The 17,653-nt window shown below is 68.7% G+C and carries 14 protein-coding genes and 2 pseudogenes; 7 read left to right on the top strand and 9 right to left on the bottom strand.

The window, feature by feature from the left end:
• Positions 1-300: pseudogene (locus QSJ19_RS25435) on the bottom strand (HNH endonuclease); the annotation flags it as partial.
• Between the two features lie 150 nt (positions 301-450).
• On the opposite strand from QSJ19_RS25435, the pseudogene QSJ19_RS25430 reads away from it, so the two are divergent.
• Positions 451-1,121 (top strand): annotated as a pseudogene (locus tag QSJ19_RS25430) (TetR/AcrR family transcriptional regulator).
• Here QSJ19_RS25430 and QSJ19_RS25425 read toward each other — a convergent pair.
• Positions 1,122-1,709 carry a TetR/AcrR family transcriptional regulator gene (locus tag QSJ19_RS25425; RefSeq protein WP_286323833.1) on the bottom strand — a complete coding sequence of 196 codons (588 nt, stop codon included), beginning with the start codon at positions 1,707-1,709 and terminating at the stop codon, positions 1,122-1,124.
• 78 nt (positions 1,710-1,787) lie between these two features.
• Between QSJ19_RS25425 and QSJ19_RS25420 the strand changes: the two genes are divergently transcribed.
• The gene (locus QSJ19_RS25420) at positions 1,788-2,642 is read left to right on the top strand and encodes an alpha/beta fold hydrolase (protein WP_286323832.1); all 855 of its coding nucleotides are present in this window, start codon (positions 1,788-1,790) and stop codon (positions 2,640-2,642) included.
• Positions 2,643-2,767: 125 nt separating this feature from the next.
• Here QSJ19_RS25420 and QSJ19_RS25415 read toward each other — a convergent pair whose 3' ends face one another.
• The 3 genes from QSJ19_RS25415 to QSJ19_RS25405 form a co-directional block, all read right to left on the bottom strand.
• Positions 2,768-3,841, bottom strand: a complete 1,074-nt coding sequence (locus QSJ19_RS25415) for a phosphotransferase family protein (RefSeq protein ID WP_286323831.1) — start codon at positions 3,839-3,841, stop codon at positions 2,768-2,770.
• Positions 3,842-3,910: 69 nt separating this feature from the next.
• Positions 3,911-5,161: an acyl-CoA dehydrogenase family protein gene (locus QSJ19_RS25410; RefSeq protein WP_286323830.1), complete on the bottom strand. Its 1,251-nt coding sequence runs from the start codon at positions 5,159-5,161 to the stop codon at positions 3,911-3,913.
• 45 nt (positions 5,162-5,206) lie between these two features.
• Positions 5,207-5,791 carry a phosphatase PAP2 family protein gene (locus QSJ19_RS25405; RefSeq protein ID WP_286323829.1) on the bottom strand — a complete coding sequence of 195 codons (585 nt, stop codon included), beginning with the start codon at positions 5,789-5,791 and terminating at the stop codon, positions 5,207-5,209.
• Positions 5,792-5,914: 123 nt separating this feature from the next.
• Here QSJ19_RS25405 and QSJ19_RS25400 point away from each other — a divergent pair, with 123 nt between their 5' ends.
• Together QSJ19_RS25400 and QSJ19_RS25395 are read left to right on the top strand one after the other, a co-directional pair.
• On the top strand, positions 5,915-8,125 hold the full coding sequence (locus QSJ19_RS25400; protein ID WP_286323828.1) for an MMPL family transporter: 2,211 nt from the start codon (positions 5,915-5,917) through the stop codon (positions 8,123-8,125).
• Between the two features lie 62 nt (positions 8,126-8,187).
• Positions 8,188-8,928 (top strand): hemerythrin domain-containing protein, encoded by a 741-nt coding sequence (locus QSJ19_RS25395; protein WP_286323827.1) that lies wholly within the window; start codon positions 8,188-8,190, stop codon positions 8,926-8,928.
• Positions 8,929-8,966: 38 nt separating this feature from the next.
• Here QSJ19_RS25395 and QSJ19_RS25390 read toward each other — a convergent pair whose 3' ends face one another.
• Complete coding sequence (locus QSJ19_RS25390; RefSeq protein ID WP_286323826.1) at positions 8,967-10,109, bottom strand: acyl-CoA dehydrogenase family protein; 1,143 nt, start codon at positions 10,107-10,109, stop codon at positions 8,967-8,969.
• A gap of 61 nt (positions 10,110-10,170) precedes the next feature.
• Between QSJ19_RS25390 and QSJ19_RS25385 the strand changes: the two genes are divergently transcribed.
• Positions 10,171-10,773 (top strand): TetR/AcrR family transcriptional regulator, encoded by a 603-nt coding sequence (locus QSJ19_RS25385; RefSeq protein ID WP_286323825.1) that lies wholly within the window; start codon positions 10,171-10,173, stop codon positions 10,771-10,773.
• On the opposite strand, the gene QSJ19_RS25380 is transcribed toward QSJ19_RS25385, so the two are convergent.
• Together QSJ19_RS25380 and QSJ19_RS25375 are read right to left on the bottom strand one after the other, a co-directional pair.
• Positions 10,727-13,558 carry a sacsin N-terminal ATP-binding-like domain-containing protein gene (locus tag QSJ19_RS25380; protein WP_286323824.1) on the bottom strand — a complete coding sequence of 944 codons (2,832 nt, stop codon included), beginning with the start codon at positions 13,556-13,558 and terminating at the stop codon, positions 10,727-10,729. The genes QSJ19_RS25385 and QSJ19_RS25380 overlap by 47 nt on opposite strands.
• Positions 13,559-13,572: 14 nt before the next feature.
• Positions 13,573-14,370, bottom strand: coding sequence for a DUF3027 domain-containing protein (locus tag QSJ19_RS25375; protein ID WP_286323823.1), 798 nt, complete (start codon positions 14,368-14,370; stop codon positions 13,573-13,575).
• A gap of 171 nt (positions 14,371-14,541) precedes the next feature.
• On the opposite strand from QSJ19_RS25375, the gene QSJ19_RS25370 reads away from it, so the two are divergent.
• Positions 14,542-16,566 (top strand): MFS transporter, encoded by a 2,025-nt coding sequence (locus QSJ19_RS25370; protein ID WP_502876345.1) that lies wholly within the window; start codon positions 14,542-14,544, stop codon positions 16,564-16,566.
• Between the two features lie 3 nt (positions 16,567-16,569).
• Entirely contained in the window at positions 16,570-17,130 is a 561-nt protein-coding gene (locus QSJ19_RS25365; RefSeq protein WP_286323822.1) for a DUF2771 family protein, read from the top strand.
• Between the two features lie 70 nt (positions 17,131-17,200).
• Here QSJ19_RS25365 and QSJ19_RS25360 read toward each other — a convergent pair whose 3' ends face one another.
• Positions 17,201-17,614, bottom strand: coding sequence for a cold-shock protein (locus tag QSJ19_RS25360; protein ID WP_187588766.1), 414 nt, complete (start codon positions 17,612-17,614; stop codon positions 17,201-17,203).
• Between the last annotated feature and the right edge of the window lie 39 nt (positions 17,615-17,653).

Here is a 17,653-nt window from a genome sequence, read left to right as displayed (position 1 = left end):
GAGTTGCGCTTTGCGGCGTCCGACCTCAGAGATTCGCAGATGGGCGTTCATGAAATTGGTCAGCGACCGAAAACCCATCGCGCGAGGCACATCCCGATCCGACAGATCCAGAACCTGCCGGTTGCCCTGAAACATCAGCCGATTGATCGCCCGCTCCGTCGCCTGAGCCACCCCCACCAACTCCGCATCCGTGCACCGGGACAGATCGGCCTCACCCAGCCGGTCCACAACGGCATGCACCTCGGCGAGCAGGCCCGGCAGTTCCGACAACGACTCAGCCACACCGTCGGCGATAGCCACCTCGGTCATACTCACCCCCGCCAGTTGATCGAACGTATGTTCGATGCTAAGCCATCCCGCCGGCAACTGCAACCTGTGATGTATCGGGACAACCGTGACAGTTCTGCATCAGGACATCGGTGACACTCTGCGTATCAGGACTTCGGATCCGTGGGCGCAGCGTCCACCGCGTCGACCACCTCCGTGGACGTCGCCGAGGCCGTCAAGGCCGTCCGCGTCTCCTCCCGCCGACGTCAACCGCTCGACGCCGCCATCGTCGCGATGGGACGGACCGGCTTCCACCAGATGTCGAGGCAGGCGCCGGCCGACGAGGCGCAGGTCAGCGTCGGACTGTTCTGCAAGTATTTCGGCAGCAAGGAGGACATCCTCCTGGCGGCGATCATCGACATCCTCGAGAAGTTCCGCGATCAATTGCCGCCGGCGATGGACCTCGCCGGCGGCGACCCGGTGATGCGACTGATCGCCGGCTTCCGTCAGGACACGGGCATCGTGGACGAGAACTGCGACGCCGTCGTGCTCACCTACCGGAGAGCCGCACCCTTGATGCCGACGGCCGCGAACGCAGCAAGGAGCTCGAAGTCGAGACCGCCGCCCCGATGCGGGCCGCCGTCGAGGCCGGGGTCGAGGCCGGACTCATGAACGACGTCGACATCGATCTCGTCGTCTTCGACCTGATGATGCTGGCCCACGCCTGGGCCCTCAAACACTGGCATTTCGGCGCCGAGTTCGAGATCGACACCTACATCGCTGCGCAGCTGCGACTGTCGCTGCGTGGGCTCATCGTCACCGACCGGCTCGATGAGTACCTGGACCGCATCTGATCAGCCGGCCGACACTGTCGCCGGCGTCGTCAGCGTGCGCGCGTACGCCGCGACACTCCGGCCGGCCGCGAGTACCGGTTCGCCCGAGCGCAGGGTGCGCGCCATGACGAAGGCCCCCTCGAGCGCGGTGATCACGGCGATGATCAGCGAGCGAGCATCGTCGTCGGACAGTCCCCGTTCACGAAAAAGGCCGACGCCCTGGGTGATCCATTCGTCGAAGACCTCGGCGGAGACCTCCCGCAACGCGGGCTCGGCGTCGGCGACCTCCCCGGCGACCGTCGACACCGGACACATGTTGACCCACCCCGTCTGCTCGATGGTCGCCGCGGCCTCGGCGAAGGCCGACTCGATGCCGTCGACGAGGTCGTCGTGGGGCGCGAGGAGCGCGGTGACGAGTTCGCCGTAGGCAGCACCGGACTGGCGCAGGGCCGCCTCGGCGACGGCCCGCTTGCCACCCGGGAAGTGATGATAGACCGAGCCGATGGGCGCCTCCGCCGCCGCCACGACCTGTTTGATCCCGGTCGCGGCGTATCCCTGTCGACGCAGCAATTCGGCCATCGCCACCACGATCCGCTGATCTGTCTGCATATGGTCATACTAGAACATTTGCTCTAGAGTGATCGTTCTAGAGCAAATGTTCTAGTCGCCGAAACGAGGGAGGGCACCATGCGTCAGGTCCGATTGCCGGCAGGTCCGATCGAGTACGCCGAGGACGGTGACGGTCCACCCGTCGTCCTGCTCCACGGGCTGTTCATGGACGAGACGCTCTGGGACACCACCATGCCGTTCCTGCCGAAGGGGTTTCGCTACCTGCGGCCTGTCCTTCCCCTCGGCGGGCATCGAGTACCGATGAACCCCGACGCCGATCTCGAGCTGAACGACATGGTCCACGTCCTCGCCGACTTCTTGGACGCCCTCGACCTGCAGGACACCACGATCGTGCATTCCGATTGGGGCGGAGGACTTTTCCTGACCGCGATCGGCCGCGACGACCGCGTGGGCGCCATGGTGGTGCTACCGTGCGAGGCCTTCGAGAACTTTCCACCCGGACTGCCCGGCAAGATGGCGACCCTGGCGTCGAAGATGCCGGGCGGGATTGCACTCGCGGCGCGCCAGCTCCGCATCCGGTGGCTACGGCAGACGCCGCTGCTGTTCGGTTGGATGACCCGCGAACCGATCGCCGACGATGTGGTCCGTCGATGGACCGACCCCGTGCTGACCGATTCGGGTGTCCGGCGCGACCTCGAGAAGTATGCGGCGACGCGACACGACGATGACGCACTCGTGCGCGACACCGAGGCACTGCGGGGCTTCTGCGGCGACAGCCTTGTGCTGTGGTCACCGCACAACCGTGTGATGCCACCCGATCACGGCAGGCGGCTCGCCGAATTGCTACCCAACGCGCGCTACGCGGAGATCGAGGACGCGGCCGTGTTGTCGATGCTCGACCAGCCCGTGGAGGTGGCACGGGAGATCGGCGGGTTCCTCAGGTCACGGGTGGAGGCGCAGACGCGGCGCTGAGGCCGGCCGCCCACTTCCCGGCGATGCGCCCCGGACATGCGCCCTCCTCAGGGACGTCGTCGACAACACGCCGGTGACACGCCATGCGGCGGGGCGGTTTTCCGGGGTGGGATTCCGGGTGGGTGCTACTCGGATATCAACGCGTTCAGCCGACTCTCGACCATGCCCACGGCGAAGCCGAGCGCACCGAAGCGCTCGTTGGTGGTCTGCCCGTGGTAGTAGCGGTAGTAGATCTGCTGGGCGATGACCGCGAGACGGAAGTGGCCGAACGCCTCGTACCAACGCCACTTCTCCGGGGTCATGTCGAAACCCATACGCTCGCAATACCGTTCGACGAACTCGTCGCGGGTGATCATGCCGGGCAGGTTGGTCGGTACGCGACGCATCGCCTGCGTGGCCTCGTCGTCGTCGGCCTGCACCCAGTAGGCGAGTGAGCCGGCGACGTCCATCAGCGGATCACCGAGGGTGGCCATCTCCCAGTCGAGGATGCCGATGACCCGGGTCGGGTCCTCGTTCGACAACACGACATTGTCCAGCTTGAAATCGTTGTGGATCACGCAGTTCGCGATGTCGTCCGGCTGGTTCTCGGCGAGCCAGGTCATCACGGCCTCGTAGTCGGGGACGTCGTCGGTGCGGGCGTTGCGGAAGCGGGCCGACCAACCGTCGACCTGCCGGCGCACATAGCCGAATCCCTTGCCGAGATCGGCCAGGCCGGCTTTCTCCGGATCGACCGAATGGAGTTCGACGAGGGTGTCGATGAAGTGGAAGCACAGCTCGCGGGCCTGCTCGGGCGACAGCGAGACCTCCGGCGGGAACTCGGTGCCGGCGATGATCCCGTCGATCTTGCCCATCGCGTAGAAGTCGGAGCCCAGCACCGACTCGTCGTCGCAGAACGCGACCATCGGCGCGATGTACGGCAGGACCGCCGAGAGCTTCGACTGGATCCGGAACTCGCGGCCCATGTCGTGCGCACCGCGCGCCTTGGTGCCGCCGGGCGCCCGACGCAGGATGAGGTCGCGGGTGGGATAGCTCAGCAGATACGTGAGATTCGAAGCGCCACCGGAGAACTGCTTGACCGCAGGGGTTCCGTCGAGGCCGGACGGGTCGTCGGCGTTCGCCCGCAACCACTCCGCCACCCGCTCGACGTCGAACGCATCCTCCGAGCGCACCTCACGCGCTCCCGCCACCTGATGACTCACCCCGACAACCCCTCTCTCCAGAACGTCTCGCCGCGACGTTACCCGTTGGTGAACAGACGCTGCCGCCACTCACCGATACTTGCCGAGTTCCAGCCGGGCGACGACCCCTCGGTGCACCTCGTCGGGGCCGTCGGCCAGCCGGAGCGACCGCGCGCCGACCCATGCGGCGGCCAGCGGGAAGTCGTCGGTGAGGCCCGCGCCTCCGTGCAACTGGATCGACATGTCGATGACGTCGAGGGTCATGTTCGGCACGTCGACCTTGATCTCGCTGACCGCCGACAGCGCTTCCCGGCTCATGCCCTGGTCAAGCAACCACGCCGCATGCAGCACCAGCAGCCGGGAGCGGTTGATCGCGATGCGCGCGTCGGCGATGCGTTCGCTGTTGCCACCGAGCTTCGCGATCGGCTTGCCGAACGCGGTGCGCTCGGTGGCCCGTCGCACGCCCAGTTCGAGGGCACGTTCGGCCAGGCCGATGGCCCGCATGCAGTGATGCACCCGGCCGGGACCGAGTCGTCCCTGCGCGATCTCGGCAGCGCGTCCCGGTCCGAGCAGGATGTTCGACGCCGGCACCCGCACATCGTGGAAGGACACCTCACCGTGCCCGAGTGGCTCGTCGAAGTAGCCCATCGTGGTCAGCATCCGGTCGACGGTGACACCGGGCGTGTCGATCGGGACCAGCACCATCGTGTGGCGCGCATGCCGATCGGCCGTCGGGTCGGTGACCCCCATGAAGATGAGGATCCGGCACTCCGGATTTCCGACGCCGGTGGAAAACCACTTGGTGCCGTTGAGCACGACGTCGTCGCCGTCGAGGACCGCGCTCGCCGCCATGTTGGTCGCATCCGACGACGCGACGTCGGGCTCGGTCATACAGAAGGCGCTGCGGATCGAGCCGTCGAGCAGCGGATCGAGCCACCGGTCGCGTTGGGCCTGCGAGCCGTAACGCAGCAGCACCTCCATGTTCCCGGTGTCGGGGGCGTTGCAGTTGAACACGATGGGTGCCAGCATGCTCGATCCCATCGCTTCGGCGACCGGCGCATAGTCGACGTTGCTGAGGCCCTCGCCGCCGTCGGTGCCGAAATCCACGGCGTAGCGCCCCGCGTGCTCCTTCGGCAGGAAGAGATTCCACAGACCCGCCTTGTGCGCCTTCGTCTTCAGCTCGGCAAGGACCGGCGGCGGTGACCACCGCTCCTCCCCCGCTTCCCGGCGACGTGCGATGTCGTGGTGCACCTCGGCTTCGATGGGCGTGATCTCGTCGGCGATGAAGGTCGAGACGCGGGCGGTCAGATCCGCGGACCGCGGAGACGGGGAGAAGTCCATGACCCCGACGGTAGCCCGCACATCTCGACCGGCGCTGCGATTCGCCTACCGCCCGGCGCGGACCGGTGGACGCGCGGTGGCCGCGACGGTCGCCCATCGGCGACACAGCCAGAGACACAGAGCAACCCACGCCGCACCGATCAGCCAGCCGGCAACGACGTCGGTCGTCCAGTGCACACCGAGATAGACGCGGGTGCACCCGATCGCCACCGACCACACCGGCGCGATGAGCAACACGGTCGGATGCGCGCGGACCCAGAAGACCGTCCGATACAGGGCGGCGCCCAGCAGGCAGTAGACGATCATGCTCATCATCGCGTGACCGGACGGGAACGAGAAGGTGTCGATGTCGATCAGGCGGTCGGCGACCGGCGGACGAGGGCGGGCCACCAGATTCTTCAGTCCGACCATCAGCAGGTAACCAACCAGCGAACCGACACCGATCAGGGTCGCCTCGGCGTAGGCGCGCCGCACGGTGAACACGATCGCCGCCACGACGACCACCGCGGTGAGGAACAGGGTGTTGCCCGTCGTCGTGACGATCTGGGCGATCGTGGTCGCGACGTCGGTCCGCGCGCCGACGACCGTCTCGGTGATCGACCGGTCGATCTCGCTGGGACTCAGCAGCACCGGCGGCACCGCCGCAAGTCACGCCCAAGCGTTCCGCAAGTCATGGGTCACACCCTATCGATGCACCCGGCGAGTTCTCTGCTCTCACCCCGCCGACAGACGGTCCCATCGAAAGGCATCGACATGCACACCTCCGTCCTCTACCGGATCGGGCACGCGAGCGCGTCGCACCCGTTCCGCGCCCTTGTAGGGTTCGCCGTCGCGCTCGGCGTCCTGCTCGGCCTCGCCTCCGCCGTCGGCGGCCAGACCCAGGAGAACTGGGATGTCACGGGCACGCCGTCGCAGACCGGCATCGAGATGTTGCGGGAGCACGTACCCGGCGCCGGCAACGCGTTCGCGCGGGTCGTCGTGCACTCCGACGACGGCGCGCTGTCGGCCGGCCAGACAACCGCGCTGCGCGAACGCCTGACCCGGATGCCGCATGTCGCCACCGTCGACGAACCACGACTGTCCGCGGACCGGGACACCGCGGTGATCACCGTCGGGTACGACGTCCCGGTCACCGACGCCGATCTGATGGGCGACGCGAGTGCGTTGGAGAACGCGATCGAACCGTCCCGCGCCGACGGCCTCCGGGTAGAGATGAACGGATCCCTTCCGGAGACCGCGGCCGCACCGATCAAGGGTCACGCGGAGATCATCGGCGTCGCGATCGCTCTGTTGATCATGGTGTTCGCGTTCGGGTCCGTCGTCGCCGCCGGTCTGCCGATCGCATCCGCCGTCGGCGGACTCATCGCCGGGTCCGCCGGGGTCACCCTGCTCGCCGCCGTCACCGACGTCAGTCCGACGGCCCCGATGGTCGCGAGCATGGTCGGGCTCGGCGTCGGCATCGACTACGCGCTGCTCGTGGTGAGCCGGCACGTCGAGTTCGTCCGCCGTGGCCACGCACCGATCGAGGCGGCAGCACGCTCGGTCGCCACCGCGGGCCGGTCGGCGGTGTTCGCCGCGACGACCGTGCTGGTGTCGCTGATGGGCCTGCGCCTCGCGGGCCTGCCGACCTATTCGTCCTTCGGGTTCGCGACCGCGATCGCCGTCGTCGCGATGCTGGCGGCCACGCTGCTCGTGGTCCCGGCACTCTGCCGACTGACCGGTGACCGGATCCTGCCGCGCACGGTCCGTCACGCCCGATCCCGTGACACCGACATCGAGGTGACCGGAGGTCAGGCCGGTCGTCTCCCGCTCACCGCACGCTGGGCGACCACGGTCGGCGCACGTCCGGTCGCGTCGATCCTCATCGCACTCATCGTGATGCTCACCCTGGCGGCACCTGCCGTCGCGATGCGCACGTGGCCACAGGACTCCGGTGCGCAGTCGAGTGAACTGACGACACGCCAGGCGCACGACCTGCTCGCTGCCGAATTCGGTGCGGGTGCCAACGCCGACGTCGTCATCGTGGCACCGACGGATCGCGTCGGCAACGCTGCGCTGACCGCCGCCCTCGACGAGATCCGCGACATCCCCGGCGTCGTCGCGGTCGCGTCTGTCGCCCGCTCCCCCGACGCCGCGCTCGACGTCGTGCCCGTCGCGATCGCGCACGACCCGGCCGCTGCCGAGACCGGCGACCTACTCGACGCGATCCGGGCAGACCTCCCGTCCGGCGCCATCCTGACCGGCTACACCGCGTACCTCGACGACATCTCGTCCATGTTGGCGCAGCGGATGTGGGTGGTCATCGGATTCGTCGTGGCGGCATCGGTCCTGCTGCTGATGGTCGTGTTCCGGTCGGTCGTGATCCCGCTGAAGGCCGCATTCATGAACCTGCTGTCGGTGGCGGCCGCCTTCGGCGTGATCACGATGGTGTTCCAGTGGGGCTGGGGATTGTCGCTGCTCGGAGTGGATCATCCTGTCGCCGTGTCGAGTTGGGTGCCGATCCTGGTGTTCGCCATCCTCTTCGGGCTGTCGATGGACTACGAGGTGTTCCTGCTGTCGCGGATTCGGGAGGAGTGGCTGGCCACCGGTGACGCACGTGACAGCGTCATCCACGGGCTGGCGAAGACCGGCCGGGTGATCACGACGGCGGCCGCGATCATGGTCGCGGTCTTCCTGAGCTTCGCGTCGGAGACCGACATCGTCCTCAAGATGATGGGTCTCGGCATGGCCGTCGCAGTACTCCTCGACGCCACCCTGATCCGCATGGTTCTCGTCCCCGCGACCATGGCGCTGCTGGGCCGCCTCAACTGGTGGCTGCCCGCCTGGCTCGATCGCATCCTTCCCCACGTCGGCGTCGAGGCGACCGGGTTCGACGACGGCGGCGCGCTTCGTGACGCTCGCGAGCTCGCTCCTGCGCGACCGGAGGGGGACGCTCGCGAGCTCACACAAGCGCACTCCAAGTGAGACCCAAGCGGGGTGTCGGACTCTTGATCCAGACAGCCCGAAGAACGAGAAAGGCCTGAAAGATGACCGCACAGACCAGCCCCGCGACACCCGCCGGCACCGTCGAGCAGCTGCGGCTGCCCGGACAGTTCGCTGCTCCGGACGGTCCGCTCGACCCGTTCATGATGTACCTTGCCCACCACGGCTTCCGGCGGGATCTCGCGGACTTCGCCCGCTGCGTGCCGCGGACGCCGTCGGCGGATCGCGCGACCTGGCGTGCGCTGCAGAAGCGATGGTCGATCTTCCGCGAGATCCTCCATCACCACCACGCCGGGGAGGACGCGTGGATCTGGCCGCAACTGGAGGACCGCAGCACCGCCGACGAGCGCGCGATCCTCGCCGCGATGGAATCCGAGCACGGCCTGATCGACCCGCTGCTCGAGGCGTGCGATGCCGGGTTCGCTCGAATGGCGGTGGGCGCGGACGACACCGACCGCGCCGACCTGACAACGGTCCTCGGCGACACCCACGCTCACCTCTCCGCCCACCTGGCCCACGAAGAGAGTGACGCGCTGACGCTCATCCAGGCCCGACTGAGCGTCGAGGAGTGGGTCGAGCTGGAGGAAAAGTTCGGCGACGACTCGTCGCTCGCCGATGCGTTGCGGCTGGCCCCGTGGATGCTGAAGGGCCTCGACGACGACCACCGCGCGATCGTCAAACAGCGTGTCCCACGGCCGCTCTGGGTTCTCGCGGCACTCGGCTCCCGGTCATTTCGTCGGGGTGAGCGCCGGGCGTTCCGCTACGACCCCGACGCCACGAGCTGATGGTCCGGCTCTTCGGGTCACCTACCGACCGTTCCCGCTCAGCGCGCGGCGAGCGACCGGGCGATGACCAGCCGCTGGATCTGGTTGGTGCCCTCGAAGATCTGCGTGATCTTGGCCTCGCGCATGTACCGCTCCACCCGGAAGTCGCGGGTGTAGCCGTACCCGCCGAACACCTGCACGGCGTCGGTGGTCACCGACATCGCGGTGTCGGTGGCGACGAGTTTCGCCGTGGCGGCGGCCCGTGAGTAGGGCCTGCCGGCATCGCGGCGGCGGGCGGCGTCGAGGTAGGTGGCGCGGGCGGAGTCGACGGCGGCCGCCATGTCGGCCAGGAGGAAACCCAGACCCTGATGGTCGATGATCTTGCGGCCGAACGCGGTTCGTTCCTGGGCGTAGTCGACGGCGGCGTCGAGTGCGGCCTGCGCCAGACCTGTTGCGACCGCGGCGATACCGAGCCGACCGGAATCCAGCGCGGAGAACGCGATGCTCAGGCCCTCCCCCTCCGCGCCCAGACGCCGGTCCTCGTCGACGAATGCGTCGTCGTAGCTGGCCGAGGTGGTCGGCACGGCATGCAGACCCATCTTCTCCTCCGGCTTCCCGAAGGTCAGTCCGTCGGTGTCACGGGGCACGAGGAAGCAGCTGATGCCTTTCGATCCCTCGCCGGTCCGGGCGAAGAGGTTGTAGACGTCGGCGACACCGCCGTGGGTGATCCAGGCCTTCGCGCCGTTGATCCGATACCCGCCCTCGATGGCGCCGGCACGGCACGACAGGGCCGCCGCGTCCGACCCGGCCTGCGGCTCCGACAGGCTGTAGGCACCGACGAGTCGCCCGTTCAGCAGATCCGGGAGCCAGCGTTGCTTCTGCTCCTCGGTGCCGAAGTTGTAGAGCGGGTGGCACGCGAGTCCGTGCACGCTGACGGCGACGGCGACCGCCGCCCACCGCGCGCCGAGTTCCTCGAGGACCTGCAGATACACCTCGTAGGGCTGCCCGCCGCCATCCCACTCGACCGGATACGGCAGACCGAGCAAGCCGGCCTCGCCCATCTCGGCGAACAGTCCCTCGGGATAGGTCTCGCGCTTCTCGTGATCGTCGACGATGGTTGCCAGGCGCTTGTCCGCGAAGTCCCTGGTCATGGCGATGAGGTCGCAAGCCTCATCGGTGGGTAGCAATCGGTCGACCGGCATGACACAACCTCCGAGGGAACTGGAACAGTACTGAAGTACCCCTCACAGTACTATGTGTGCCATGACCGACGACACCGCGTTCGCCACGGCCCGACGAGGTGATCTCTTCGACGCGCTGGTGACACTCCTGCTCGCGGAGGGCTTCGCTCACCTGGGCGTCGCGGAACTGGCAGCCCGGCTGCGCTGCTCGAAGTCCACCCTGTACACCCTCGCCGGCAGCAAGGAGCAGCTCGTCGTCAAGACGGTGACGCACTTTTTCCGGGTCGCCACCGAGCAGGTGGAGGGCAACGTCTCCGCCACCGACGGGGCCCGCGCCAAGGTCATCGCCTACCTCATCGCGGTGGGCGACGCACTCGCCCCGGCCTCGGAGCAGTTCATGACCGACCTGCACGCCTACGCGCCGACCCGCGAACTGTACGAGCGGAACACACAGGCCGCGGCTCGCCGCGTCAGCGAGCTGATCGCCGACGGCGTCGCCGGCGGCGACTTCCGGGACGTCAACGCATCGTTCGCCGCCGATCTCGCGGCCTCGATGATGAGTCGTATCCAACGTCGCGAGGTCGCCGCCGCCACCGGCCTCGACGACGCACACGCCTACCGGGAGCTGGCGTCGATCCTCATGGTCGGGATCGATGCCCGGTCGACCTCCGAGGCAGGTGCGTGACGCCTCGTCCGTCGACCCACCAGTCGACCCGCATCTCGGAACGCACACCGTTGCGCCGCACCACCACCCACAATTCGTCGTGGAGCCGGACCTCTCCGTGGGGAAGATCCGAGCCGCGGATCGCGGTGAACGCCACCGCCTCCGAACTGTGGGCGGTACTCGCGTCTCCGACGTCGCGGACCTCGGTCTCGATCTCCTCCCCTGCCGTCGGCAGGTCGAGGATGTCGGCGAGCAGATCCGCGTCGTCACGGTCGACGTGCGCACCGGCCAGGACGGCATCATCCGGGGCCAGCACCTGCAGGATCCACGGGGTGTCCGCGACGACGGCCGCCTCCACCGCATCGCCCGACAATGCCCGAACACACTGCGGCACATCGAGTTCCGACGCTCTCACGACGCCGTCGCGGGCAGCGCGGACGACGGCACCGTAGACCGACGCCGCAACTCCCGGGGTGATCGTGCGCTGCGGATCACCGAGGTGCGCGAGGATCGTGTTCGCGTCGTCGGACGATTCGATCACGAGGCCGCCGAGAGCCGCAGCGAGAGTGTCCGCGTACGGGTGATCCAGTGCGTCGCGGACACCGAGAAGGTGTTCGTCGGACGGCGATCGATACCAGGCGAGTCGATGTCCGTCGACGACGGCGTGGTGCCGCAACCACCAGGCGGTGTAGCCGTCACGGTCGGCCAGCAGCGGGGCGAGCGTCTCGTCCGTCGCGAGCAGGGTCAGCGCCTCCGGCCATCGGTCATCGGCGACCAGGTCGAGGTCGCGCACCGCGACCAGACGATCGGGCGGGTCGGCCGCCGACGACCACCACTCGTCCTCGTCGGGCAGGTCGTGGTCCGGCCCGACGGGCAAGTCGTCGACGACGGTGAGGAATCCCCACCCGACCCCGATGCGCCGCAACACGTCCGGCCCCACCCTCCGCACGAGATCGTCGGCCACGACGCCGAACGGGGAGTCGTCGACGAGGACCGCGGCCAGCGGACTGTCCGGCAACAGCAGCTCGTCGGCCGGGCGCAGCGAACCGTCCCGGTCGGGGATCGGCATGCCCGACAACCATTCCGGCACCTCCGCGGAGGGGTCCGCGGCCAAGAGCGCGAACACCTCGTCGGCCACCTCGGCCAACTCGTCGTCGTCGACGTCGTCGATGAGCTGTTCGAGGGCGGGATCGGACAGGGCGACGGCGACCGACAGCGGCTCGGCGCCGAGCCGCTCGATGAGTGGGTGGCGGGCATCGGCGTGCAGAGTCGGGACCCAGCGAATCGGGATGTCGAGGGTGTCGGCCACGAACAGCCCCCGCGCGCCGATGTTCATCCGCCCGTCGGCGCGCGGAATCGGCAGCGCCCCCAGCTCTTCCACGTCCGACGCGCTGGTCACCACTGGCGAGAGAGCCTCGTACAGGGCGCGCCACCAAGTCGGGTCGCGATCGAGGCCGACGAGCCGCTCGGCGAGGTCGGCCGGCCCGATCTCCGCCACACCCACCGACCTCAACCGGGCCAGATGCCGCCGCTCGGACACATCCGGATGCGCGAGGTCGCCCATCACGGGGGCGAGCACCTCGGCCAGCTCGACAGTCAGGTCACCGAACACGACGGAACGGCTCGGCACGAGGTCTCGCGCAGCGGTCTCGTCCTCGACGAGTTCTCCGCCGGCGGCGGGAAGCCAAGTTGTGGAACGCAATTCGTCGATCACGGCATCGACCAGAGCACCGTCGTCGCGGTTGCGGGTGTCGGCGTGTGTCGGGATCAGCTCGGGCCGCCACGACGCCGGTACCGCCGCGATGAGCTCGCTGTAACCGGCTGCGGCCGTGACGATGCCGGCGTCCGGATGCAGATGTCGCCGGTCCGGGGTCAGCAGTAGATCGGTGATGACGCGGGCCGGCAACGACAGCTCGATGTCGGTGGGCGTCGGCGCACACAGCACATTCGGGTCGGGAATGAGCGGCCCGTCGGGGCCCAGTTCGACCAGCCATCGGGTGCCGTCGTGAGACGACTCCACCCACTGTCGCGGCTCAGTGCGCCCATCCACCCGGGACTCGACGACGACGGTCGCGGTCGTCGCCGACAACGGTTCCCGTCGGATCGAGGTGATCGCATCCGCCACCGAGATCTGTTCCAGAGCAGGTAGTTCCAGGAGCAGATCGGCCGCCTGCGTGCGCGCCAGGTCAATGAGGGCAGTGGCGGACACTCCGTCCCGCAGATGCAGGATGATCTCGGTGTCGAGATCGTCGTGCGGCATGTCCGGGACCGGCCAGGCGAGCCGGAGCAGCGGTGGCACACCATCGTCGGCGACATCGACCCCGGCATCGGCGGCGGCCCGGACGGATCGGGCGCGGTCGAACACGATAGATCCCGTCGTGGACCGGACCTCGACGCGGTCGGCGACGGTCGCGGTCGCGGTGAAGCCGACTCCGAACCGTCCCACGTGCGGGGCGTCGGTCGTACCGGTCTTCGCCGAGACCCGAAGGGCGAGCAGAGATCGGACGCCGTCGGCGGTCAATGGCGCCCCGGTGTTGGCGACGTGTACCGCGTCGTCGGCGGCCCAGATGACCAGTCTCCCCGGCACACCGGCGGCCGCGGCGGCATCGGCTGCGTTGGCCGCGAGTTCGGTGAACAGGCGGTCGCGGTAGCCGACCGTCACCAGATCGGTCTCGGCGGCGACGTCCTCGGCGAACCGCGTCGGCGACGTGCGCCAGGTGTCGAGCGTGGCCGAACACAACGCGGCGAGACCGAAGGGATCAGCGGCGGCCCGCCTGGCAGCACCGGCCTCGTCGGTGGCACTCACCGTGTCGGGTCGCCTCAGGCGGTCGCGTCGCCGACGGAGCCGACGCTGACGATCTCCAATGCACCGTCGTCGTAGGCGTCGTAGGCCGGCGAGCCTTCGCCCTTGGGCGCCGGGACGTCGGAATGCGCCCCGCACCCGTAGTCGGCGGCCACCACGTGACCGTCGGCCGAATACTCGTTCGCGCACACCCCGAAGGCCGGTCGCAACGCACCGGCGAGTGGAAGATAGAAGCCGCACGTGGCGCAGCTGTAGGCGGCGGCGACGGCCATGTCGGCGTGCGGACCGAAATCGCCGTCGTACCACCGTTGCGCGGCCTCGTCGCGCCCTTCCCGACTCAGCAGCCGACGTCGGCCCAGACCGAGTTCACCCGCGACCTGCCCGATCTCCTCGTCGTCATCGTCGCTCGGCTCGTCGTCGGCGGGAAAGCGGAACTCGTCGCCGGTGTCGATCTGGTTCGGCACCAGACGCGCGTCGTCGGGCTCGGCGGCCAGGACGTCGCCCGGAGTGAGGTCGCCGGGGGCCACGCGTTCGTTCCACGGCACCCAACTCGGTGCGAGCAACGATCCCTCGCCCGGGAGGAGCACGATCTCGGAGACCGTGATCTCGTCGGTGTCCGGTGCACCCGCGAGGACGACACACCACTGCCAGCCGCGATAACCGGCGAGTCCGGCCTCGAAGTAGTGGGCGACGGCCCATTCGCCCTCGGTGGCGCTCTCCAGGTGCGCGCCCGGATGTTGGCCGTCCTCGACGAGCGCCGCGCGCGCCACGTCGACGGCGGCACGCAGCCGGTCGGCATCGAATGCAAGAGTCACCCGTCCAGTGTGCAACACCGCGTGACCTGCGCGGCACCGACCCGTCATTTGCGGTCTCCCGCGCACGGATTCGTCGCGCTCACGTCCGCCGGTCGTGAGCGAGGTCACCACCGGCACGCGCGGGACGGCCGTGCCGACACCGAGTCGGGGCGATGAGGAACAATTGGCGATGTGAACCGACCCAGTCCCCGCTTTCCGTGGCGGGAGCAGAGCGAACCGGCGGGGCCCGACCCCCGCGGCACGCCTCGCGACGCCGGGCCGGCCGACGACCGCCGCAACCACCGGCAGCATCCGGAGACTGCAAACTATCCAGCCGATGACGGCCGGACCGCGCACATCCCACCGGGGGCATCGCGCCGTCCCACCGGCCGCCCCGCCGGCCGCGGTCCCGCCGACCACGCCTACCTACCGCCGCGCACACACAATCCGCACCTGCCGCCGCTCGACAACGACGGCCATCCCGACGCCGCCACCGAGCACCTCGGCGGCACCCGCGCAATGCCGACCGACGTACCAGGCGAGCGCGGTGTCCCGAAGAAGATCACCGTCGCCCGGGTCGCCGCGATGCGCAGTCGGGAACTGACCGGCCGCGGCATCGGGAAGATCTATCAGGCCGCCACCGCCGACGGTGCCGACCGCTCGGGGCTGACCGCGCTGACCCTGCCGGTCATCGTCAACTTCGCCGTCGACGCGGCCATGGCCGTCGCGTTGGCGAACACTCTGTTCTTCGCTGCGGCGACCGGTGAGTCGAAGACGAGCGTCGGCCTGTACCTCGCGCTCACCATCGCGCCGTTCGCACTGATCGCACCGCTCATCGGGCCGCTTCTCGATCGCCTGCAGCACGGTCGGCGGATCGCGATGGCGACGACGTTCGGGCTCCGGGTCGTCCTCGCCCTGCTGATCATGGCGAACTGTTCCTGGGACTCGACCGCCCAGCAGCTGCAGTACGACCCGTGGGTGCTCTATCCGTGTGCGCTCGGGCTGCTCGTGTTGTCGAAATCGTTCGGGGTGCTGAAGTCGGCGGTCACACCGCGCGTCGTCCCGCCGAGCATCGATCTGCCGAGGGTGAACTCCCGCCTGACCACCTTCGGCCTGATCGGCGGAACGATCATCGGCGGCGGTGTCGCCGCGTTGTTCGAACTCCTCCTCGCCAAGGTGCTGCCGATCCACATCCCGGGCGCCATGGCATGGCTCGCGGTGATCGCCGCCGTCGGCGCGTATCTGTGCATGCGCATCCCGTCGTGGGTCGAGGTGACCGAGGGTGAGATACCGACGACATTGACCTACCACGGTGAACCTGCCGCACGCCCGCCCCGCGACGACGCGGGCGGCACCGGGCTCCGGGGCGCCCGCGAGACCGCGACCGCGATCGCCGCCAAGATGCGGCAGCCGCTGGGTCGCAAGGTGGTCGCCGGACTGTGGGGCAACGCCACGATCCGGATTCTGACCGGCTTCCTCACGCTCTACATCGCGTTCTATGCCAAGGCCCAGCAAGACGTGCACTCCGACTGGACCCAGCTCGTCCTGCTCGGCGCCGTCGGCGCGGCGGCAGGTGTCGGCAACATGATCGGCAACGGTCTGGGCACGCGCCTGGAGCTGAAGAATCCGCCGCAGATCGTGCTGTGGTGCACCGCCGCATGTTTCGTCGTCGCCACGCTCGCCGCGATCTTCGGCAACATCGTCATCGCCACGGTCGCGGCGTTCGTCGCGTCCGGCACCAGCGCCGTGGGCAAGGTGTGCCTCGACTCGTCGATCCAGGACGACCTACCCGAGGAATCACGCGCGTCGGCCTTCGGACGGTCGGAGACGGTGCTGCAATTGGGGTGGGTGCTCGGCGCGAGCCTGGGCGTTCTTCTCCCGCCGACGTTGTGGATCGGCTTCACCGTCGTCGCCGTGCTGCTCGGCATCGGACTTCTCCAGACCGTGCTGACCACGCGAGGGTCGTCGTTGATACCGGGTATCGGCGGACAGCGCCCCGACTATGCCGAGCCGACGGTCGCGATCCACCTCGGCGACACCGACCGCGTGACGCGCCGATCCGGCCACGTCCCACCGTCGCAGGCCGCGACGCGGGCACATCCGGCCGCCGACGGCCGGCGCGGAGCCTCCTCGACGCGGCAGATGCCCGCCGGACGGCCACGCACCGACCGGATCCCTTCCGACCGAGATCACACCGACCACACAGGACAGCCCTAGAACGTGAATCTGAACAGTGGAGAGAAGAAGGCACTCACCGTCATCGCGGCGGTCGTCGTCGCGTTCGTGGTCGTCGTCGGCGGCACGGTGGTGTTCCTCACCAAGGACTCGTGGTCCGAGGACAGCACGTCGCACGACGACATGTATCTGCAGCTCGCCGTCGGCGACCGACTCATCCGGGTCGACCCGACCCGCATGTGCGATGTCTTCCTGAAGAACTGTGAGCCCGAGCAGCTCACCGACATGCGCATCCAGCGGGTGCCGGTACCCGTCGGCGAGACGGTGATGCTGTCGGTCTCGCAGGGGATCGCGGAGTGGCCGTGGAACCTGGTCGTGCAATATCTGACGCCGAACGGACCGGACGGGACGTCCGTGCCGATGCGGTCGAACTCGACCTACACCACGGTCCTGCAGTCGACACCGGACCGCGTGTTGATCAACGTCGAGGTGCAGGTGCCGTCGGCCGTGGCCGACGCGGGAACCGACAACGTCATCGCGCGCGGGTTCCTCGCCGCCAACACCACCCCCGACAACCTGCAGATGCCTGCGGCGCAACGGGGTTGAACCTGAGTTGAGCCGGGGTTGAGCGGGTCCGCGGGATCGGCCGGCCCCGCGGCGGCCCGACCCCGCGACCTCAGCGCTCGAGTTCGCGGGTGACCGCGCGCACGACCTCGGAGATCCGCTGCGACGTCTTGCGGTCCGGGTAGCGACCCTTGCGCAGTTCCGGCTGCACCGTCCCCTCGAGCAGGGTGATCAGGTCCGCCACCATGCCGTGCAATTCGTCGGGAGTGTGGCGCTTGGTCTCCTTGCGGGCGGCCTCACGGGTGTTCTTCGCGACGCTCGGGGCAGGGTCGAGGACGGTGACCGACAGGGCCTGGGGTCCGCGACGGCCCGCGGCCATGCCGAATTCGACGCGCTGACCGGGTTTGAGCCCCTCCACGCCCTCGGGCAGGGCCGACGAGCGGACGTAGACGTCCTCCCCACTGTCCTGCGCGAGGAATCCGAAACCTTTGTCCGCGTCGTACCACTTCACCTTGCCGGTCGGCACTGTGCTCACCCTCATCTGTGCATCGGAGTTCCATGACAA

The organism is Gordonia sp. ABSL11-1, assembly GCF_030315685.1.
GTDB lineage: Bacteria > Actinomycetota > Actinomycetes > Mycobacteriales > Mycobacteriaceae > Gordonia.
The sequence above is the reverse complement of the archived record's forward strand: the minus strand, read 5'-3'. Positions and strand labels throughout refer to the sequence as shown.

Coding starts and splice junctions, on each gene's coding strand:
- QSJ19_RS25425 (WP_286323833.1), bottom strand. CDS start 1,709: ATGCAGACAGATCAGCGGATCGTGGTGGCGATGGCCGAATTGCTGCGT.
- QSJ19_RS25420 (WP_286323832.1), top strand. CDS start 1,788: ATGCGTCAGGTCCGATTGCCGGCAGGTCCGATCGAGTACGCCGAGGAC.
- QSJ19_RS25410 (WP_286323830.1), bottom strand. CDS start 5,161: ATGGACTTCTCCCCGTCTCCGCGGTCCGCGGATCTGACCGCCCGCGTC.
- QSJ19_RS25400 (WP_286323828.1), top strand. CDS start 5,915: ATGCACACCTCCGTCCTCTACCGGATCGGGCACGCGAGCGCGTCGCAC.
- QSJ19_RS25395 (WP_286323827.1), top strand. CDS start 8,188: ATGACCGCACAGACCAGCCCCGCGACACCCGCCGGCACCGTCGAGCAG.
- QSJ19_RS25390 (WP_286323826.1), bottom strand. CDS start 10,109: ATGCCGGTCGACCGATTGCTACCCACCGATGAGGCTTGCGACCTCATC.
- QSJ19_RS25385 (WP_286323825.1), top strand. CDS start 10,171: ATGACCGACGACACCGCGTTCGCCACGGCCCGACGAGGTGATCTCTTC.